The organism is Agrobacterium sp. CMT1, from assembly GCF_037203725.1.
Taxonomy (GTDB): domain Bacteria; phylum Pseudomonadota; class Alphaproteobacteria; order Rhizobiales; family Rhizobiaceae; genus Agrobacterium; species Agrobacterium pusense.
The window spans coordinates 51,547-70,328 of sequence record NZ_JBBCAR010000013.1; the positions used below are offsets into that span (position 1 = coordinate 51,547).

Consider the following 18,782-nt stretch of genomic DNA (forward strand, 5'->3'; position numbering starts at 1 on the left):
AAAAAGTGCTTGCAAAACGCCATCGGAAAAAAATAGATAAAAACAAGTTCTATCTATTTATTTAAGGATTGGGAGTGACGTATGGATCAGATGGCACTGCGGACTAACGAAAAACCGGCTGCTTTGAGCGATACTGAAACGAATCCCGCCGTTGAGGAGGCAAAAATTATCTATAATTTACCCTTCAACGATCTTTTGTTTCGAGCGCAGCAGGTGCACCGGCGTCATTTTGATGCCAATGCAATCCAGATGAGCCGGCTTCTTTCGATCAAAACGGGCGGCTGCCCCGAAGATTGCAGTTACTGCAGTCAGTCCGCCCGAAATCCGACCGGTCTGAAGGCTTCCAAACTCATGGAAGTCGAGCGGGTGCTGGCGGAGGCGCGCAAGGCAAAAGAGGGTGGGGCGACGCGGTATTGCATGGGCGCGGCCTGGCGTAATCCCAAAGAGCGCGACATGGAGGCTGTGGTCGCCATGGTCGAAGGCGTGAAAGCGCTCGGCATGGAAACCTGCATGACGCTCGGCATGCTGACGCCGGAACAATCCGAGCGGCTGGCCGATGCCGGGCTGGACTATTACAATCATAACGTTGATACGTCAGAGCGGTTTTATTCCGAGATCACTACGACCCGCACCTTCGAGGACCGGCTGGCGACGCTCGCCAATGTCCGCGATGCCGGCATCAAAGTCTGTGCCGGCGGCATTCTCGGCATGGGGGAGACGGTCGAGGACCGGATTTCGATGCTGGTGACGCTCGCCAACCTTCCGGCTCCGCCGGAAAGCGTTCCGATCAACATGCTGATCCCGATCCCCGGCTCGAAACTGGCCAATGCCGATCCTGTCGATCCGATCGAATTCGTCCGCACTATCGCGCTTGCCCGCATCCTGATGCCGCGTTCGCATGTAAGGCTTTCTGCCGGGCGTACCGAGATGAGCGATGAGATGCAGGCGCTCTGTTTCCTGGCCGGCGCCAATTCCATCTTCATCGGCGAAACGCTGCTGACGGCGGATAATCCGGGGGAAGATCACGATACGGCGCTCTTCCGCCGACTCGGCCTCAAGCCAATGGAATTGCCGCCTGTGGAAGCAGGAGGCTGCCGGTGAACCTCGCGGCGCTCTCCCCCTATGAGGCGAAGCTTGCTGGCCTCAGCCGCAAATCGCGGCTTCGTGCGCTTGCACCGCGCGAGGGGGTCGATTTCACTTCGAACGATTATCTCGGCCTTGCCGAAGCGCCGCGCCTGAAGGCGGCAATCGTTGATGCCATGGCAAGAGGCGTGCCGGTGGGCGCCGGTGGCTCGCGATTGCTGCGTGGCAATCACCCCGAACACGAGGCGTTGGAAGCGGAAGCGGCGGCGTTCTTCGGGGCCGAAAAAGCGATCTATTTCAGCAGCGGTTTTGCCGCCAATGTCGCGCTTTTTTCCACCCTGCCGCTGCGGGACGATCTTGTCCTACATGATGCCCTTATCCATGCCAGCGTGCATGATGGCATTGCGGCGGGAAAGGCCAAGGCGGTGGCTGTGCCGCATAATGAGGTTGAGGCATTCGAGCGGGAAATAATCCGCTGGCGGCAGGCGGGCGGTGAGGGGCGACCATGGATCGCTGCCGAGAGCCTATATTCCATGGATGGCGATTGCGCGCCGCTCGCGGCGCTTGCCGATCTTGCCGAACGGCATGGTGGTTTTCTGGTTGTCGATGAAGCCCATGCCACCGGCGTCTTCGGCCCCGGTGGGCGTGGACTTGCTGCGGCACTGGAAGGCCGTGGCAATGTGGTGGCGCTTCACACCTGCGGCAAGGCGCTCGGGGCCTCCGGCGCGCTTTTGAACCTGCCTGCGGTTCTTGCCGATTACCTCGTCAACCGCGCCCGCGGGTTCATCTATTCCACCGCCCCTTCGCCGCTGATGGCGGCGGCGGTGCGGGAAGCCCTGCGCGTCGTCGCGGACGAGCCCTGGCGGCGGTCGCGACTGGCAGAACTGGTCAGTTTTACTGGCGAGGAGTTACAGCGCCAACTCGGCGTGACGCCAAGCGGTTCACAGATCCTTCCGGTGATGATCGGCGACAATGCACGCTCGCTGAAGATTGCCGCGCGGCTGCGGCAAGGGGGCTTCGATGTGCGGGCGATCCGCCCGCCGACGGTGCCGGAAGGCACGGCGCGGCTGCGCATCGCCATCACGCTCAATCTGGAGGAAAGCCAGATTGCCGCCATGATCGGGTTGCTTGCCCTCTCGTTGCGGGAGCATGCAGCATGAGCCCCCGTTTTGTCATCTCTGGCACCGATACCGGCATCGGCAAGACGGTTTTTGCTGCAGCGCTCACCCATGCCCTCAAGGCTCATTACTGGAAGCCCGTACAGTCAGGGCTTGAGGAAGAAACCGACAGCGAGACGGTTGCAAGGCTTGCCGGCGTCGCACCTACGCGCATCCTGCCGGAAGCCTATCGGTTGAAGACGCCTGCCTCGCCGCATCTTTCGGCTCGTCTCGACAATGTCACGATCGATCCCGCATTTTTACGGCCGCCGCGGCTGGATGGGCCGCTTGTCATCGAAGGGGCAGGCGGGCTTCTGGTGCCGCTGACGGAGAGCGTGCTCTTCGTCGATATCTTTGCCCGCTGGCAAATTCCGCTCATTCTGTGCGCCAGAACCGCGCTCGGCACCATCAACCACACGCTGCTGTCGCTCGAGGCGTTGCGGCAACGCGCCATTCCGGTGCAGGGCGTGGTTTTCATCGGTGATGAAGACAGGGAAAACCAGCGCGTTATTTCGAATATAGGCGCGGTGCGTCCGCTCGGCCGGTTGCCACGCCTGGCGGATCTGACCAGCGACGCGCTGCATCAGGCCTTCGCCCAACACTTCAATCTCGCTGATTTTCTGGAGGCACCGGAATGAGCCGTTCCCCGGTCTGGCATCCCTTCACCCAGCATGGGCTGGAACCGCCGATGAAACATGTGGTCTCGACGCAAGGGGCGTTTCTGGTGGATGAGGATGGCAATCGCCTGTTCGACGCCATTTCATCCTGGTGGGTCACCACCCACGGGCACCGGCATCCGGCGATCATGGCGGCCATCCGCGCCGCCACCGAGACATTGGACCAGGTTATTTTTGCCGAGTTTTCCCATGAACCGGCCGAGACGTTAGCCCGGGGGTTGATCGAGCTTGCACCTGCCGGACTAAGCCATGTGTTTTATTCCGACAGCGGCTCGACGGCGGTGGAGGTGGCGCTGAAAATGGCGCTCGGTTATTTCCACAATCGCGGTGAAAAGCGCGATCGTATCGTGGTGATGGAGCATGGCTATCATGGTGATACGATCGGCACCATGTCTACAGGCGAGCGCGGTGTGTTCAATGCCGCCTATGAGCCGCTGCTTTTCGGCGTCGACCGTCTGGCCTTCCCGGAGGCGGGCAGCGAGCAGCGCACATTGGATATGTTCGAGGTCTATTGCCGCTCGGGCCGCATTGCCGCCCTGCTGATCGAACCGCTGGTGCTTGGAGCCGGCGGCATGAAGATCTATGGCGCCCATGTTCTTGCCGGGCTGAAACAGATAGCCGAACGCCACGGCTGCCTCGTCATCGCCGATGAGGTGATGACCGGTTGGGGCAGGACCGGAACCCTGTTTGCCTGTGAGCAGGCGGCAATTTCGCCGGATATTCTCTGCACGTCCAAGGGGCTCACAGGCGGTTCCCTGCCGCTGGCGGCAACGCTGTGCAGCGCAAAGATTTTCGATGCGCATTTTTCGACCGACCGTCGCAAGACCTTTTTCCATTCGAGCTCCTATACGGCCAATCCGATCGCCTGCGCCGCTGCCGTCGCCAATCTTCAGGTCTGGCGGGATGAACCGGTTCTCCAGCGCATCGGGCAGGTGCAACAGGCGCTGGGCGATAATATCGGGCGATTTGCAGATGATGGCCGTTTCGCCAATATCCGGCAGGCGGGCACCATCGCCGCGCTCGATCTTGTGGTGCCGGCTGGGGGGTATCTTTCCGCAGCGGGGCCACGCATGCGCCAGTTGTTTCGCGAGCGCGGTTTCCTCATCCGCCCGCTCGGCAACGTACTTTACCTGATGCCGCCCTATTGTTCGACGCCTGACGACCTGACACGCGCCTTTGACGTCATCGGTGAGGTTGCCGGGATCGTTACTCAGGCTGCACCGGTAAATTCGCGCGCCGCCGGGAGCTAGGAATGGAGATGCCAGGACCGTTGCGAAAGTCATGATAATGCAGACACGCACTTCCCGTATGGCTGGTTTCGGCCATGCCGTTCCTGCCCGTTGCGTCGGCAATGCCGAAATAGAGGCCAACCTCGGGTTGGAGGCCGGCTGGATCGAGCGGCGCACCGGCATTCGCTCCCGTTATTGGGCAGAGAAGGACGACACGTTGAGTGGCCTTGCGGAAAAGGCGGGCCGGATGGCGCTGGCGGATGCCAAGATCGATCCCGATAACATTGCGCTTACGCTGCTTGCCACCTCCACGCCGGACCATCTTCTGCCGCCTTCCGCGCCGCTGCTGGCACACAGGCTCGGTTTGACGCGCTCCGGTGCGATCGATCTTGCTGGCGCCTGTTCCGGTTTTCTTTATGCGCTCACCCTCGCGGATGGTTTTGTCCGTACCCATGGCCGCGCCGTCCTTGTTGTCGCGGCCAATATTCTCAGCCGTCGCATCAATCCGGCGGAAAGGGCGAGCGCCGTCCTGTTTGCCGATGCCGCCGGCGCGGTGGTGCTCACCCCTAGCCCTGAGGCGAAACGCGGGCTGTTGTCGGCCGATCTGGTTGCCGATGGAAGCGGTTACGATCTCATCCAGATTGCGGTAGGCGGCAGCAGCCGGCCCTTTTGCGCTGATATGTCCGCCGAAGATGCCCTGATGACGATGCGCGATGGCCGGGAGGTTTTCTCCCGCGCCGTGGCGCTGATGAGCGAGACCTCACAGCGCGTGCTGGAAGAGGCGGAACTGACCGCAGCCGATATCGGCCGTTTCGTACCGCATCAGGCCAATGCCCGCATGTTTGATGCCGTCTGTGGCAATCTTGGTATCGAGCGGGGAAAGACGGTTCGCACCATAGAAAGCTTCGGCAATTCTTCCGCCGCCACCATCCCGCTTTCGCTGTCCATGACTAACCGCGGACGACCTTTCGCGAGCGGCGAAAACCTGCTTCTGACGGCAGCCGGCGCGGGCATGACGGGCGGAGCGGTTGTTTATCGCATCTAACCCTGCGGCGGCCTTCAGCGCCAGAACACGAGCGCCATGCCGATAACGACAAGAGCGGCTCCCACCCACGCACCAGATGCGGGCCGCTCCCCGGTTCTGAGCCAGAGCAATGGCAGGATGATGACCGGCGTGGTGGCCGAAAGTGTGGAGACAATGCCGACCTTTCCGCCAGAAAGCGCAAACAGCAGCAGCGTCATGCCGAAGCCGAGCGCGATCGTGCCGGTCAGCGCCGTCTGGAGGAAAATGCTGCCCGTCAATGGCCCCTTGGGTTTTACGGCCTTGATGGGGAGCATTGTCAACATCGTAAGGCAGATTGCGGCGACGCCCACCCGCAGCATGGACGCGGCGATGGGATCGACACCTGCTGCCATCACAGGCCTCGCGATCAGCGAGCCAACGGCTTGGCTGAGAGCTGCGAGAAGGCCGACGAGGACGCCGAGCCAGAGCGGTCCCTTCACGCTTTCCCATGCGTGCAGCTGCGACTTGCGCTTGCCGAAAAGGATGGCCAGCAGAACGCCCGCAAGGGTGAGTCCTATGCCGGCTATGGCTGTCACGGAAAGCTGTTCCCCGAGAACAGCCCAGCCAAGCACGGCGGCGATGGGAGCGTTGAGCGCAAACAGGATTCCGGAGCGGCGTGGCCCCAGCCGGTTGAGGCAGGTGAAAAGCAGCGTGTCGCCAACGAAGATGCCGATGAAGCCGGAAAGCAACAGCGCCCACAGCGCATCCGGTTGCAGGTCCCGCCAGGTTCCTGAAGCGAGGACGTAAAGACCGAGCACCGAGGCGACAAAAAGCTGCCTTGTCCTGTTGAAGGCAAGCGCACCAAGATGCCCCGCCGGGCGGGCGGCGAGCAGTCCCGTTATCGCCCAGCAGGTTGCAGCGCCCACGGCGGCCAGTTCATAGAGTACCATCTCGTTCCACTGCTCCGCGGGCTTTTCTTATTCACCCGCCCCGATCATGCGTGCTTGCGCGCCCACCGCAGGTTCTGCGTTTGTCCGCCATAACCATAGGTGTCGCCATCCACGGCGTGAACCAGCACATAGCTTGCTTCGTGCACGGGGCCAAGCAGCCTGTTCATCTCTTCATAAACACGGCGTACCCATTCGGTCGTCTCGTCCTTGATGTTTGTGTGATCGGTAATCGAAACCTCGACATAAAATGTGCCGACCTTCTGTTCGGCGACGCTCGATCCGGCGATGATCCAGTCGGCGGGATCGGCACTTTCGACGAGAACGGCGGTAACCGCCGGGTCTTTGTGCAGGATGTCCGCAGTCAACCGGGACAGGAGAGCGGCGATTTCCAGCTTCGGATCGTCAGCGTCTTGAGGTTTGGTGTAGCGGGTTTTGATCATGGGCATGGTGTTTCTCCTTGTTGCCGAAAACCACCTTGCGTAAATTTCATCATAATGAGAAGATAATGAATACTATTCTATTCATAGCGATTTTATATGATTGACCTTGAAAGCGTCCGCCTCTTCATTTTCGCCGTTGAACTGGGCAGCCTGACTAGGGCGGCCGACGCTGCGGGAACCGTGCAGCCCGTCGTCAGTCAGAAGCTGAAGATGCTGGAGCAGCGTCTCGGCAGACGGTTGATCGACCGCTCGCCACGCCACCTTCGGCTGACGGAGGATGGGCAGGTGTTTCTGCCGAAGGCCCGCGAGCTGCTGGCCAAACATGAGGATGCGCTGAACTTCAGTGACGAGCCACCGCTGCACTTTGCACTGGCGGCCAGCGATCACGCGATCGGGACCCGCCTTTCGGCGGCGATAAGAGCAATGCGCGCGTCGCTGCCGGCCAATGCTGTGATTGATGTGACCTTGGGTTTTTCCCGGCGGGTGAAGGAAAGCTTCGCTTCCGGACTGGCCGATGCCGCCATCATCCGTCGCAATGGCGGCGGGTCCGATGGCGAAGTGCTGCGCACCGACAGGCTGGGATGGCGTGTGGCCCCGGACTGGCGACCGCGCACCAATAGCGCCGTTCCGCTCGTCTCTCTTGGGGCGGGGTGTGGTGTCCGGGATATTGCGATAGCCGAGCTCGGAAAGGCTGGCGTCGCCTGGCGCGATGCGTTCACCGCTGGAAGCTGTTCTGCGCTTCTGGAAGGAGTGCTTGCCGGCGCAGGCATCGCAGCCCTCGGCGAGATCAGCGCGCGAGGCTTGCCGGATCGCGGCCCCGAGCTGGGCCTGCCACCGTTGCCAATCTCTGACATCGTGCTTCTTTCCCGCGCGCGTACACCGGCCCACGCCTCAGCCATCAGGGCGCTCGCCGTCGCGATATCGGCCGCGGGTGAGTAGCGTCGGAATGATATCCGCTACGAGACAAAAATCGAGGATGTAAAGGGAGTTAAGGTGTTGGCTGGGGAACCTGGATTCGAACCAAGATCGACGGAGTCAGAGTCCGCTGTTCTACCATTGAACTATTCCCCAAATGCCTGAAACGCGTTGTCGCGTTCGCTTTGGTGGGTCGTCATATAGATGATTTATTCCGGGGCGCAAGTCGAAAAAATCGAAAAATGCGTTTTATCCTGCTTTTGCGTTTCGTCTCTGTGTCAGAGCCTTGCGCGGGTGGAACGCGGGGTGGAGAGCAGCAGGCTGGTCTCGCTGCCGGTAATCCCGGGCACGAGGCGGATGCGGCGGAGCACGGCGTCGAAATCGCTAAGTGTCGCGGCATTCAGTTCCACGATCAGATCCCAGCGGCCGTTGGTGGTGTGGATTTCGGAGATTTCCGGAAAGCCGCCGAGTGTGCGGATGACGCGGTCCGTCACATGGCCTTCGATCTCGATCATCATGATGCCGCGGATTGCGGCTTCAACGGCGTCGGCGCGCAGGATAACGGTATAACCGATGATCGTACCGTCATTTTCCATTCTTTCGACGCGCGAGCGAACCGTCGCGCGCGAGGTTTCAGTCTCCACGGCCAGGTCGGAGATGCTGCGCCGGCCATTATGCCGCAGAAGGGTGATGAGGCGTTCGTCGAGTTTGTCCATACCTGCCATTTCGATAAAATGATTTTACCAAAACGGTAGCTTATTTCGATAATATTGCCAATCTTTGATGTTCGTTCTGCCATGTCTCCGTGGTCTAGTGAAGTTATCGGTAGGAAAAATGAGGACGGGAATGGATATCAGGCTTGTTGGTGCGCCGTTGCAGATCGGGGCCGGGCAATTGGGATGCGAAATGGGGCCGAGCGCCTATCGCGTCGCGGGGCTTGCCCATGCCCTCGAAGAACTGGGGCATCGGGTGGTGGATACGGGCAATGTGACGCCCGCGCCGCTTCGGGAATTTTGCCATCCGAATCCTGCCGTACACCATCTTTCCGAGACAGTGGCCTGGACAGAGGCGCTGACGGAAGCGGCCTATCGCGAAAGCGCGGACGCCGTGCCGATCTTCCTCGGCGGCGACCATGCGATTTCGGCGGGGACGGTTGCCGGCATGGCGCGCCGCGTGGCTGAGACGGGTCGGCCATTCTTCGTCCTCTGGCTCGATGCTCATACAGATTATCACACCCTTGAAACCACACGCAGCGGCAATCTGCATGGCACGCCGGTCGCCTATTTCAGCGGGCGTGACGGTTTTTCCGGTTATTTCCCGCCGCTTTCCCATGCTGTTCCGGAAGAGAATATCGGCATGATCGGCATCCGCAGCGTCGACCCTGCCGAGAGAGCCGCTCTGGAAAAAAGCGGCATCACCGTTCACGACATGCGTTCGATTGACGAGCATGGCGTTGCCGTGCTGCTGCGTGAATTCCTGGCGCGGGTTCAGGCGGCAAACGGGCTTTTGCATGTCAGCCTCGATGTCGATTTTCTGGAGCCGTCCATCGCGCCGGCTGTCGGCACCACGGTTCCGGGCGGCGCGACATTCCGCGAAGCCCATCTTGTCATGGAGATGCTGCATGACAGCGGGCTGGTCTGCAGCCTCGATCTCGTGGAACTCAATCCGTTTCTCGATGAGCGCGGCAGGACCGCGACGCTGATGGTGGATCTTGCCACCAGCCTGATGGGCAAGCGGGTCATGGACCGTCCGACGCGGGCCGGCTGAAAGGGGTGATGTGATGACCGTGATACCAAACCTCAATATCGTGCCTTTCGTCAGCGTCGATCACATGATGAAGCTGGTGCTCAAGGTGGGCATCGACACGTTCCTGCGTGAGCTCGCCGATGTGGTGGAGGAGGATTTCCGTCGCTGGCAAAGCTTCGACAAGACCCCGCGCATCGCCTCCCATTCGACGGAAGGTGTCATCGAGCTGATGCCGACCAGCGATGGCACGCTTTACGGCTTCAAATATGTCAACGGCCACCCGAAGAACATGAAGGAAGGCCGCCAGACCGTGACGGCCTTCGGCGTGCTTTCCGATGTCGGCAATGGTTATCCGCTGCTTCTGACCGAAATGACGATCCTGACCGCGCTGCGCACTGCCGCCACCTCCGCCGTCGCGGCGAAATATCTCGCCCGCCAAAACGCCCGTTCCACGGCCATTATCGGCAATGGCGCACAGAGCGAATTCCAGGCGCGGGCGTTCAAGGCCATTCTCGGCATCGATACGTTGCGGCTGTTTGACATCGACCGCTCCGCCAGCGAGAAATGCGCCCGCAATCTCGCCGGGCAGGGCTTTGCCATCAAGATCTGCGACAGTGCGGAAGAAGTAGTGGAAGGCGCGGATATCGTCACGACGGTCACTGCTGACAAGCAATATGCGACGATCCTGACTGACAACATGGTCGGCCCCGGCATCCACATCAACGCTGTTGGCGGGGATTGTCCCGGCAAGACGGAATTGCACCGGGATATTCTGTTGCGATCCGACATTTTTGTCGAATATCCGCCGCAGACGCGTATTGAGGGCGAAATTCAGCAATTGCCGCCGGATTACCCCGTTACCGAGCTGTGGCGGGTCATAACGGGTGAACAGCAAGGCCGGGCAAACGATAGGCAGATCACACTGTTCGACAGCGTGGGTTTCGCGACTGAGGATTTTTCGGCGCTGCGTTATGTACGCTCAAAACTGCCGTCCACCGGGCTCTATACGGAGTTGGACCTGCTGGCGGACCCGGATGAGCCGCGGGATCTTTTCGGCATGCTGCTGCGCTGCGAGGCGGCTCTCGTGTAGGCGGGCTCCGGCCGGCAAGCATATCAGCCTTGCCGGCCACCCTTCCGTGCGGTCATGTGTTCCCGCCAGATGGTGAAAAGACCGGCTGCTATGACGATGGCCGCGCCGATCACCATATTGGAAGTCACGACCTCGCCATAGATGGTGACGCCGATGATGGAGACGAGCACGAGCTGGTAATAGGAAAATGGCTGCACGGAAGCCGCATCCGCCAGTTCGAAGGCTTTAATCAGGCAGTAATGGCCGCTCATGCCGGTAATGCACAGGGCCAGCATCCATCCCCAGTCATGGGGCGCCAGACTGACCCAATAAAACGGGCCAACCAGCGTCAGGGCGACCGCGCCCGCCACGCCGGTATAAAAGAAGCTTGTCATGGCCGTATCGCTCCGGCTGCCGAGCCGCGTCAGCACACCATAAAGCGCCAGCATGAATGCGGCGACGAAGGTGATCAGCAGGCTCTTGTCGAAACCTTCGCCATCGGGTTTGAGAATAACGAGAACGCCGATGAAACCGACAAAAATAGCGCACCAGCGCCGCCAGCCCACTTTTTCTCCCAGCAGCGGCACGGAAAGCGCCGCGACGATGAGCGGGGCGGAAGCGATGATGGAATGGCTGTGGGCAAGGCCGACGATTGCGAAGGAGAAAATCGAAAAGACGATCTGTACGGCAAGGAGGACACCACGACTGATCTGCAGCCAGGGGCGATTGGCGATGGCGGCACCGCGAATGCCGCCTGAAGACTTCGCCGCCATCAGCAGAACGAAAACGGCAAAGGCCCAGTAGCGCAACATGGCGACGAAGACCGGTGGATAGGCGCTGCCCAGATGTTTCGATATGCCATCCTGCGCCGCAAAGATCGTGAAGGCGACAAGCGCATAAAGAAAACCGGTCTTAGCTGATGGCATGGAAAAACCGCTGTCCGGAGTTTGCCGGCAAAAAAGGATTCGGCGTGAATGAGATGGATATGGCCATATGTTATGGCCGCACCTTGTCAGACAACCTTATTTTCTGAATAGCAGCCATGCAAGCCCGGAAGCAGCCTGTTGTGGATTTGAGCGCCGCGGATCAATGTGGGATCTGGACGATGTGCCCGATATGCCCGCTGGCGAGGCCTTGGAAAAGGCACGGCTGTCCGCCGTCGACAATTGCGCGGCGGACAGAGGGTTCGGCAAGACGCGCGGCGCTACGGCCGCTACCTCAGGCGATCGTCACGACCGTTTTCGACGTTGCGGATTTCAGCGCCGCATCGGCGAGCTTCAGCGCGATCAAACCGTCCTTGATGGAAGGAGAGGGCGCGGTGTTATTTTCAATGCTGTCAATGAAAGCAGTGATTTCCGCAGCATAGGCTGCCGTGTAACGCGTCATGAAGAAATCATGCAGCGGTGGCCGGGTGTAACCATCCGCATTGGCGATTTCGATGGAAACCGGGCGCTGGTTTTCTGCCGCTGCCGAACCGAGCGAACCGTGTACCTCGATGCGCTGGTCGTAACCATAGGTCGCGCGGCGAGAGTTTGAAATAATCGCCTGCCTGCCGCTTTTCGTCGTCAGAATGATGCTGGCGCTGTCGAAATCACCGAGTGTGCCGATCTCCGGATTGACCAGAACGGAACCGGTGGCGAACACGCTTTCCACTTCCTCACCGAGCAGGAAACGGGCCATGTCGAAATCATGAATGGTCATGTCGCGGAAAATGCCGCCGGAAACCTTGATATATTCGGCCGGGGGCGGGCCGGGATCGCGACTGGTGATTGTCACCATTTCGACCTTGCCGATGCGGCCGTCGTCGATCGCCTTGTGAACAGCCTGAAAATGCGGGTCGAAACGCCGGTTGAAACCGAGCATGACCTTTGCACCGGTCTCTTCCACCACCTTGGCGCAGGCTTCCGCGCGGGCAACATCGAGATCAACGGGCTTTTCGCAGAAGATCGCCTTGCCGGCGCGGGCGAAACGCTCGATCAGATCCGAATGGGTGTTGGTCGGCGTGCAGATGATGACCGCGTCGATCGTTTCGTCGGCCAGAACCTCCTCGATCGTGCTGGCCTTGCAGTGGGCCTCCCGCGCGATTGCTTCCGCAGCGCCGGCCATGGCGTCCACGACAGCCACCAGCTGCGCGCGGCTGTCGGTGGTGATCGCCTTTGCATGGACCTTGCCGATCCGTCCGGCGCCAAGCAGGGCCAATTTCGTAACCATTTTTCCTCCGGTTCCTTCACACGTCCGCCCGTCACTCCCAGACAGGCAGAATATGAATGCAAACAATGTTTCGATATAGAATATATGTTCCATTTTGCTAGATCGACAGGCATGGCGTGTCAAGCGATTTGACGTCGCGCAGGGCAGCCGAAATCGGCTCCGGAGGGTGTCGGGGAGATGCCGTTCGGCTTAAAATGCGCCGTTACAAGCTGGGCAGCAGGCGCAGCCCATCAGGCGGCGACGGGCGCCGATGCGGGATTTTGCGGAAGAGCGTAAACTTCGACCGGGGTTTCGAGGCCGCGCAACAGCCAAGGGCCCAGACTTTCGAACCCGGTCCCGTTGCCAGCCATGCGCACGAATTCTTCGGAGAAGAGAACGTTTCGCCCTGTTTCCTTGGTCAGCGTCTCAAGCCGCGATGCGATGTTGACGGCGGGTCCGATAACGGTGAAATCGAGCCGGGTTTTCGAGCCGATATTGCCGTACATGACATCGCCGACATGAACGCCGATGCCATAACCCAAGGGGTCATGGCCTTTTTGCCGGTTGATCTCGTTGAGTGCGATCAGGCTCCGTTGCGCCCTGGCAATGGCCTTCAGGAGGTTTCCGCAAGCATCCGGGTTGCTGAGCGGGAAGATCGCCAGCAGCCCGTCGCCCATGAATTTCAGGATTTCCCCGCCAAATTCCTCGATCGGATCACACATGGCGTCGAAATAACCGTTCAGAAGCTCGATCACATCGTCACGCGGCCATAGATCGGAAATATGGGTGAAATTGCGCAGGTCGCAGATCAGGATTGCTGCTCCCACCGTCATGCCGCTGCCGCGTGTCGTGGCGCCGTTCAGGATCTTTTCGCCCGCATGTGGTCCCACATAGGTTTCCAGAAGCGTGCGTGTCATCCTGTTCTTCAGGCGAATCTCGCTTACCAGCGCGAGCGCGGGCAGGAGGTTTTTCAGCGCGACGATCTCTTCGTCGGAAAAGCCGCCGAGGCGATCGCTGGAAAACGATGCGACGTGGCGTTTGCCGAACGTGTGCTCAATAGGCCAGGCGCAATAATCCGTCAGCCCTTCCGACCGCAGCTCCTCATAGATCGTGTAACCTGTTTCGTCGATGGCGTCGACGTTCAGGCGATGCCGGATTTCGCTGGCGCCCTGGTGGATGTCCCTGATCGGACTGTTAAGATATTCGGGGGTGTTTTCCGAGCCGTAGCCATAAGTGACGATCTCGGCTTCGGACATGCCGTCTTTCCATAAAATCCGCGCGCCCAGCCATTGCGGATGGCGGATACGGAAAGCTAGAACGCCGCGCGCCACCGAAATTCCGCTTGCCCGCAAGCGGTTGCAAAGCTCCACGAAGATTTCGTCGATGAAGCGTTCGTCCTTGGTGCCGGTGACCAGCCAGTCGAGAGTCTCGGTTTTCTCCGCCGGCCACAATTCAGCCAATGCTGAAGAAACCCGTTCTTCGGTGTCGAGCGTAAATGTCATGGCAGGATTCCGGAGGTTGTTGCTGCTCTCGGCGGGCGGGATACATGTCGAATGTCGCTGAACGTCCCCGCTCGCGAATTGCATGTGGTGCCGGATAACGAAAATGTTAAGGGAGCGGATGCGGAAAATGTTCCGAAAGAATCGGCAGCCTCCGGGCTGCGTGCGCCGCCTCGATGTTCCCGGGAACATCTTCCCGGCGGCGCTGAGATTTTTCGTGATCGATAGGAAAGATCAGATAACGGTTTCGACCGGAATATGCAGCGCGGCGGCAACACGCCGAATGCGCAGGGGATCGCTGTCCGTGCCGTCTTCCAGGGCACGTATTTCGCTCGTTGTGAGGCCACAGGTCACGGCAAGCTGCTCGATCGTATAGCCGGCAAGATTACGCGCTGCCAGGACCTTTTTGGCGAAAGGAGCATCGGTTTCGTGATCGGAATCGGGTTGTGAAACTGAAATTGTCATTATTGCATCTCCCTGATGATGGACACTTAAATGCGGGCGGCAGAGAAAAGTTGCCGGGCCGAATGCGACCGCGTTGCCGGAGAAGAAATCGGTGTTGCAACGCAGCGAGGAACATAGCCGCTTCGTTGACCTACGCAATAGTTAAATTTTGTTAAGATTCGTGATCGCCGAATTGACGAGGCACGTTTCCATGCGAAAGCGGCTGCGAAACGGTCCTTTTACCTTCCGGATCGTCTGCAAGGGGCCGCTACAGCATGCCCCAGGCGCGGAAACGGCCGCGACCGGTAACCTCCCGCAATTCCAGCTGGTTGGCGAGGCCGATTGCGCCCTGTGGCGTAGTGCCGAGTTCCTTCACGATCATGGCTGCCGAGACCACAGGGCGGGAAACGACCAGCTCGACGAGTTCGGGCAATCGCGATGAGGAACGGCGGCCGGCCAACTTGCGCATCATCCGCTCCCGCGCGTGGCTCAGCCGGTCGTGTTCCTTCATGCTGGCCAGCGCCGCCTCATAAAAACTGTCGAGAAGTGCGAGGATGCGCTGTGTCTGGTTCCTGGCGTGCCGCCGCTCCCTCGGGATGGCACGAAGACCGGCGCTCAGGGCCGGCAGGTGATCGGGCGTGACAGCGCCGTCGCGCAGAAAAGCCGAGGCCAGAAGCCGCCCAAGCCAGGGGCTGCGCTGGAGCACCTCTATCATGTTCCAGGAATCAAGCAGGATGGCGGTGCGCAGAATTGCCGGCAGTTCCTCCGTCCGCGACTGCACGTCCCACCATTCTTTCAGCCGTTCGTCTTCGTCCCAGTCAGGCTCGTTGATGAGCGCATGGCTTTCCTCCCTGTGCATCGACGGAAGCGCGTTTCCCGTGGTGATCGCATCGAGCGTGGCTGCGCTTCGCGCCAGAAGGGCGTCGAGTTCGGAAAAAGCGCCGTCCAGCGATGTCTCAGCCTCATGTGCCTCCTCACCCGCAGGCTGATCGACGGTCTGCCGTGCGGGCAGCATCTCTTCGGCGGCGGGCGACGCCCTGCCGCGCAGCCGGGAAAGACCCGGTGCAGTGAAAGCCCAGCCGGCCGCATTGGCAAAGATCAGCCGCCGCGAGCGGAGGATTCGGTGTGCCGCCGTCATTTCATGGCTTGGCGCACGCACATCCATATGGGCGTCATGCAGCACGAGGTCTTCCATGTGCACGAGTTCGCCGTCCACCCACATGGAGGAGATGGCGTCGGTGAAATCCTGCCTTTCGATGAAGCCCTGTTTCATCGGCGATCTGCTTATCCGCTCGTCCAGCCGCGCCAGCGCTTCGCCCGCGCGGGCGGCGGCGATGAGGAGCTTTTCGAGCTGGATGTCGGATATGTCGTAAATCATTGATATATTTTAGTTTGAGCTGGCGCGGCTTACAAGGCGGTTCAAGGTCGTCCAGTTTTCCTTCGATGGTTTCTGCCCAGCAATCGTGATAAAAACGGGTGGCGAAAATGCCGGGGAGGAGGAAGTCTTTCAGACGCCACGGCTGCTTTTTCGGCAATATTGCAACGCGGTATAAACTTGCGCATCGCAACATGGCGGGTATATACCCTCGACAGGAGCGACAAATTATCACACCTTCCGTTCGCCCTTCCATCTCCAGACGAAGATGAATTGGAGTCAACCCGTGAATATTATGGCAAATGGTCCCGCCGCCGCGCCGGACCAGAAAACCCGTTTGAAATCCATTATCGGCGGATCGGCGGGTAATCTCGTCGAATGGTACGACTGGTATGTCTATTCGGCTTTCACCCTTTATTTCGCGCCGGTGTTCTTCCCCTCGGGCAATCAGACGGCCGAACTCTTGAGTGCCGCTGCCGTTTTTGCCGTCGGATTTCTGATGCGGCCCATCGGGGCCTGGTTCATGGGCACCTATGCAGACCGCAAGGGCCGCAAGGCGGGTCTGACCCTGTCCGTCACCTTGATGTGTCTCGGTTCGCTGCTGATCGCGATTACGCCCGGCCACGAAACGATTGGCATTGCCGCCCCCGCCATTCTGGTATTTGCAAGGCTGCTGCAGGGCATCAGCGTCGGCGGCGAATATGGCGCAAGCGCGACTTACCTCAGCGAAATGGCCGGCAAGAACCGCCGTGGTTTTTTCTCCAGCTTCCAGTATGTGACGCTGATTTCCGGCCAGCTTCTGGCGCTGGCGGTGCTTCTGGTGCTGCAGCGGGTCCTGACGCCGGAACAGCTCGGCTCCTGGGGCTGGCGCATTCCCTTCTTCATTGGCGGCCTTCTGGCGATTGCGGTGTTTTATATCCGCCGCGGCCTTGTCGAGACGCAGTCCTTCGAAAATGCCAAGACCGGCGCTGCCGACAAACCGAAGTCCAGCGGATGGGCGCTGTTCAAGCACTATCCAAGGGAAGCGCTGATGGTCATGGCGCTCACATCAGGCGGCACGCTCGCCTTTTACGCCTACACCACCTATCTGCAGAAGTTCCTCGTCAACACCTCGGGCTTCAGCAAGGAAAGCGCCACGGAAATTACCACGGCGGCGCTTTTTGTCTTCATGCTGTGTCAGCCGCTTGCCGGTGCGCTGTCGGACAAGATCGGCCGTAAACCGCTGATGGTGGGCTTCGGCATCCTGGGAACGCTGTTCACCTATGTCATTTTCAGCACGCTTTCGACCACAACCGATCCGATCATGGCTTTCGGCCTCGTGCTGATCGGCCTGCTGATCGTCACCGGCTATACCTCTATCAATGCGGTGGTGAAGGCGGAAATGTTCCCGGCCCATATTCGCGCGCTCGGCGTGGCGTTACCTTATGCGCTGGCAAACACCATATTCGGCGGAACGGCGGAATTCGTAGCCCTGAAGTTCAAGCAGATCGGCCACGAGAACTGGTTCTTCTGGTATGTGACGATCATGATCGCGTTGTCGCTGGTGGTTTACGTGAAGATGCGCGACACGCGCGACCACAGCCATATCCACGAAGACTGATCGGCTTACACAAAAACCAGCAAAGCCCCGCCCTTCCGGCGGGGCTTTTTCTTTTTTGCGTTCAGGCGGCTTCGCTAGGAATGATCACGCGGGCTTCAAAACCGTCCTGCTGACCTTCTGCGGGAGAGGAAAGCACCAGTTTTCCGCCGGTCTGTTCCACCAGGCTTTTGACGATGGCCAGACCGAGCCCGGTGCCGTCAGCCGTAGACTGGCCTCTGGTGAAACGTGTCGTCAGCTTGGGCAACAACACCGGATCGACGGTCGGCCCGGCATTTACGACGCGGATCGCGCCGTCTGTTTCCGCAATCACCTGCACGGGGCTTTTCGGCGGGCTGTGAATCAACGCATTTTCGAGAAGGTTGCGGATGATGATACCGAAGGCATCCGGACCGATCCTGCCGGACAGGGCGCCTTCACAGCGATTGGTGAAGCGGATGCGAGACGCCCCTATCGCCGTCCTGCTCATATCGTCGATAACGAGTTCGAGCACGGGGATGAGATCGCTTGTCTTATCCGTGAGCCCGATCCTGGCTTCAGCCCGGGACATCTGAAGCAGTTTCTCAGCGAGGTGGGCGAGGTGCTGCAGGGATTTTTCGATGTTTTCAACGCGTGGCGCAAGCTCCGGGGGGATATCGGCGTGCAGCCGCTGCGCCTGCGCCAGCGCACCGGCAATCGGGGTTCGCAATTCGTGGGCGCTATTGGCGGTGAATTCCCGCTCCGCCTCGATTGTCGAGCGCAGCCGCCCAAGCAGCAGGTTGACCGATCGCGCAATGGGGTGCAGTTCGGGCGGGAAGGGCTGAGTTGCAAGCGGCGCGAGATTGCCGCCGTCCTTCTTGCCGATTTCGTCGCGTAAGGTTTGCACCGGCTGAAGCGTTCGCCGCACGACGAGGATGACCGCAAAAATGCTGGCAGGAATGAGAATGAGCACGGGCAACACCAGCGCCGTGCCTGCCTCCACGATTGCCTCGCGGCGATTTGCGAATGCATCGGCGACCTGCAGGAAATAGTTGCCGTCGGGTGAGGCGACCGTGAAGATGCGCTGCGACGATGTTTCTGAAAAACCGGGGTCGAGAGAGACTTCGAAAGGCTCCGTCGAACTGTCATGCGAATGCAGCACGACCTGGCCTTCTCGGTCGCGAACCTGATAGGTCAGATATTCCGCTCCCTCCGCCGACTGGTTGAGCTTCTGCGCGGCCGGCGCGGTATTGTTCTCACGCAGGTCGTCGAGCAGAAGCGGCAGCAGTCTTTCCGCGGTTTCCTCGAGACCGGCATCGAAAATCTCAGCGAACTCGTCCTGCATCACCATGACGCCCAAACCGCAGGCGAGAAGCCATGATATGGCGACAACGCTGGTCAGCGCCATCACGAGTTTGCGGGTCATGCTGGTCGGTCTGGCCATCTGTAT

At 60.0% G+C, this 18,782-nt stretch carries 18 protein-coding genes and 1 tRNA gene; 9 read left to right on the forward strand and 10 right to left on the reverse strand.

Annotated features, from left to right (window positions below):
- The first annotated feature begins 90 nt into the window (after positions 1-90).
- From bioB to WA845_RS15380, 5 genes are read left to right on the forward strand one after another with little or no spacing between them, the layout of a single operon-like run.
- Entirely contained in the window at positions 91-1,101 is a 1,011-nt protein-coding gene (gene bioB, locus WA845_RS15360; protein ID WP_416220902.1) for a biotin synthase BioB, read from the forward strand.
- Positions 1,098-2,243, forward strand: coding sequence for an 8-amino-7-oxononanoate synthase (locus WA845_RS15365; protein WP_112555324.1), 1,146 nt, complete (start codon positions 1,098-1,100; stop codon positions 2,241-2,243). The genes bioB and WA845_RS15365 overlap by 4 nt, the downstream gene beginning before the upstream one ends.
- Positions 2,240-2,878 carry a dethiobiotin synthase gene (gene bioD, locus WA845_RS15370; protein ID WP_112555326.1) on the forward strand — a complete coding sequence of 213 codons (639 nt, stop codon included), beginning with the start codon at positions 2,240-2,242 and terminating at the stop codon, positions 2,876-2,878. The genes WA845_RS15365 and bioD overlap by 4 nt, the downstream gene beginning before the upstream one ends.
- Complete coding sequence (locus WA845_RS15375; protein ID WP_112555328.1) at positions 2,875-4,167, forward strand: adenosylmethionine--8-amino-7-oxononanoate transaminase; 1,293 nt, start codon at positions 2,875-2,877, stop codon at positions 4,165-4,167. The genes bioD and WA845_RS15375 overlap by 4 nt, the downstream gene beginning before the upstream one ends.
- A gap of 37 nt (positions 4,168-4,204) precedes the next feature.
- On the forward strand, positions 4,205-5,191 hold the full coding sequence (locus tag WA845_RS15380) for a beta-ketoacyl-ACP synthase III (RefSeq protein ID WP_112555427.1): 987 nt from the start codon (positions 4,205-4,207) through the stop codon (positions 5,189-5,191).
- A 14-nt stretch (positions 5,192-5,205) separates the two neighbouring features.
- On the opposite strand, the gene WA845_RS15385 is transcribed toward WA845_RS15380, so the two are convergent.
- Both WA845_RS15385 and WA845_RS15390 read right to left on the reverse strand, forming a co-directional pair.
- On the reverse strand, positions 5,206-6,099 hold the full coding sequence (locus tag WA845_RS15385) for a DMT family transporter (protein ID WP_037090559.1): 894 nt from the start codon (positions 6,097-6,099) through the stop codon (positions 5,206-5,208).
- Positions 6,100-6,143: 44 nt separating this feature from the next.
- A complete protein-coding gene (locus WA845_RS15390; protein WP_034500184.1) occupies positions 6,144-6,545 on the reverse strand; it encodes a tautomerase family protein in 402 nt (133 codons plus the stop codon).
- A gap of 90 nt (positions 6,546-6,635) precedes the next feature.
- On the opposite strand from WA845_RS15390, the gene WA845_RS15395 reads away from it, so the two are divergent.
- Positions 6,636-7,478, forward strand: a complete 843-nt coding sequence (locus WA845_RS15395; RefSeq protein ID WP_174151138.1) for a LysR family transcriptional regulator — start codon at positions 6,636-6,638, stop codon at positions 7,476-7,478.
- Between the two features lie 58 nt (positions 7,479-7,536).
- Here the strand turns inward: WA845_RS15395 and WA845_RS15400 are convergent.
- Together WA845_RS15400 and WA845_RS15405 are read right to left on the reverse strand one after the other, a co-directional pair.
- Positions 7,537-7,610: transfer RNA gene (locus WA845_RS15400), tRNA-Gln, on the reverse strand.
- Positions 7,611-7,732: 122 nt separating this feature from the next.
- The gene (locus tag WA845_RS15405; RefSeq protein ID WP_006698144.1) at positions 7,733-8,170 is read right to left on the reverse strand and encodes an Lrp/AsnC family transcriptional regulator; all 438 of its coding nucleotides are present in this window, start codon (positions 8,168-8,170) and stop codon (positions 7,733-7,735) included.
- A 130-nt stretch (positions 8,171-8,300) separates the two neighbouring features.
- Between WA845_RS15405 and rocF the strand changes: the two genes are divergently transcribed.
- On the forward strand, positions 8,301-9,221 hold the full coding sequence (gene rocF / locus WA845_RS15410; RefSeq protein ID WP_006698143.1) for an arginase: 921 nt from the start codon (positions 8,301-8,303) through the stop codon (positions 9,219-9,221).
- 13 nt (positions 9,222-9,234) lie between these two features.
- Positions 9,235-10,290: an ornithine cyclodeaminase gene (locus WA845_RS15415; protein WP_337322444.1), complete on the forward strand. Its 1,056-nt coding sequence runs from the start codon at positions 9,235-9,237 to the stop codon at positions 10,288-10,290.
- 23 nt (positions 10,291-10,313) lie between these two features.
- On the opposite strand, the gene WA845_RS15420 is transcribed toward WA845_RS15415, so the two are convergent.
- The 5 genes from WA845_RS15420 to WA845_RS15440 all read right to left on the reverse strand — a co-directional run bounded on the left by WA845_RS15420 (position 10,314) and on the right by WA845_RS15440 (position 15,780).
- Positions 10,314-11,195 (reverse strand): DMT family transporter, encoded by an 882-nt coding sequence (locus WA845_RS15420; RefSeq protein WP_112555332.1) that lies wholly within the window; start codon positions 11,193-11,195, stop codon positions 10,314-10,316.
- A gap of 292 nt (positions 11,196-11,487) precedes the next feature.
- Positions 11,488-12,480, reverse strand: coding sequence for an inositol 2-dehydrogenase (gene iolG, locus WA845_RS15425; protein ID WP_112555334.1), 993 nt, complete (start codon positions 12,478-12,480; stop codon positions 11,488-11,490).
- A 230-nt stretch (positions 12,481-12,710) separates the two neighbouring features.
- A complete protein-coding gene (locus WA845_RS15430) occupies positions 12,711-13,961 on the reverse strand; it encodes an adenylate/guanylate cyclase domain-containing protein (protein WP_112555336.1) in 1,251 nt (416 codons plus the stop codon).
- 231 nt (positions 13,962-14,192) lie between these two features.
- Positions 14,193-14,423, reverse strand: a complete 231-nt coding sequence (locus WA845_RS15435; RefSeq protein ID WP_004437583.1) for a helix-turn-helix domain-containing protein — start codon at positions 14,421-14,423, stop codon at positions 14,193-14,195.
- Between the two features lie 247 nt (positions 14,424-14,670).
- Positions 14,671-15,780 (reverse strand): RHE_PE00001 family protein, encoded by a 1,110-nt coding sequence (locus WA845_RS15440; RefSeq protein ID WP_108081731.1) that lies wholly within the window; start codon positions 15,778-15,780, stop codon positions 14,671-14,673.
- Positions 15,781-16,072: 292 nt separating this feature from the next.
- Here WA845_RS15440 and WA845_RS15445 point away from each other — a divergent pair, with 292 nt between their 5' ends.
- On the forward strand, positions 16,073-17,377 hold the full coding sequence (locus tag WA845_RS15445; RefSeq protein ID WP_006698138.1) for an MFS transporter: 1,305 nt from the start codon (positions 16,073-16,075) through the stop codon (positions 17,375-17,377).
- Positions 17,378-17,438: 61 nt separating this feature from the next.
- Here the strand turns inward: WA845_RS15445 and WA845_RS15450 are convergent, their stop codons facing one another.
- On the reverse strand, positions 17,439-18,776 hold the full coding sequence (locus tag WA845_RS15450; RefSeq protein ID WP_006698137.1) for a sensor histidine kinase: 1,338 nt from the start codon (positions 18,774-18,776) through the stop codon (positions 17,439-17,441).
- Between the last annotated feature and the right edge of the window lie 6 nt (positions 18,777-18,782).

Excerpts from the sequence above, each read along its gene's own strand:
- bioB (WP_416220902.1), top strand. The coding sequence starts at position 91 with ATGGCACTGCGGACTAACGAAAAACCGGCTGCTTTGAGCGATACTGAA.
- bioD (WP_112555326.1), top strand. The coding sequence starts at position 2,240 with ATGAGCCCCCGTTTTGTCATCTCTGGCACCGATACCGGCATCGGCAAG.
- WA845_RS15375 (WP_112555328.1), top strand. The coding sequence starts at position 2,875 with ATGAGCCGTTCCCCGGTCTGGCATCCCTTCACCCAGCATGGGCTGGAA.
- WA845_RS15380 (WP_112555427.1), top strand. The coding sequence starts at position 4,205 with ATGCAGACACGCACTTCCCGTATGGCTGGTTTCGGCCATGCCGTTCCT.
- WA845_RS15385 (WP_037090559.1), bottom strand. The coding sequence starts at position 6,099 with ATGGTACTCTATGAACTGGCCGCCGTGGGCGCTGCAACCTGCTGGGCG.
- WA845_RS15390 (WP_034500184.1), bottom strand. The coding sequence starts at position 6,545 with ATGCCCATGATCAAAACCCGCTACACCAAACCTCAAGACGCTGACGAT.
- WA845_RS15395 (WP_174151138.1), top strand. The coding sequence starts at position 6,636 with ATGATTGACCTTGAAAGCGTCCGCCTCTTCATTTTCGCCGTTGAACTG.
- WA845_RS15405 (WP_006698144.1), bottom strand. The coding sequence starts at position 8,170 with ATGGACAAACTCGACGAACGCCTCATCACCCTTCTGCGGCATAATGGC.
- rocF (WP_006698143.1), top strand. The coding sequence starts at position 8,301 with ATGGATATCAGGCTTGTTGGTGCGCCGTTGCAGATCGGGGCCGGGCAA.
- WA845_RS15415 (WP_337322444.1), top strand. The coding sequence starts at position 9,235 with ATGACCGTGATACCAAACCTCAATATCGTGCCTTTCGTCAGCGTCGAT.
- WA845_RS15420 (WP_112555332.1), bottom strand. The coding sequence starts at position 11,195 with ATGCCATCAGCTAAGACCGGTTTTCTTTATGCGCTTGTCGCCTTCACG.
- iolG (WP_112555334.1), bottom strand. The coding sequence starts at position 12,480 with ATGGTTACGAAATTGGCCCTGCTTGGCGCCGGACGGATCGGCAAGGTC.
- WA845_RS15430 (WP_112555336.1), bottom strand. The coding sequence starts at position 13,961 with ATGACATTTACGCTCGACACCGAAGAACGGGTTTCTTCAGCATTGGCT.
- WA845_RS15435 (WP_004437583.1), bottom strand. The coding sequence starts at position 14,423 with ATGACAATTTCAGTTTCACAACCCGATTCCGATCACGAAACCGATGCT.
- WA845_RS15440 (WP_108081731.1), bottom strand. The coding sequence starts at position 15,780 with ATGATTTACGACATATCCGACATCCAGCTCGAAAAGCTCCTCATCGCC.
- WA845_RS15445 (WP_006698138.1), top strand. The coding sequence starts at position 16,073 with ATGGCAAATGGTCCCGCCGCCGCGCCGGACCAGAAAACCCGTTTGAAA.
- WA845_RS15450 (WP_006698137.1), bottom strand. The coding sequence starts at position 18,776 with ATGGCCAGACCGACCAGCATGACCCGCAAACTCGTGATGGCGCTGACC.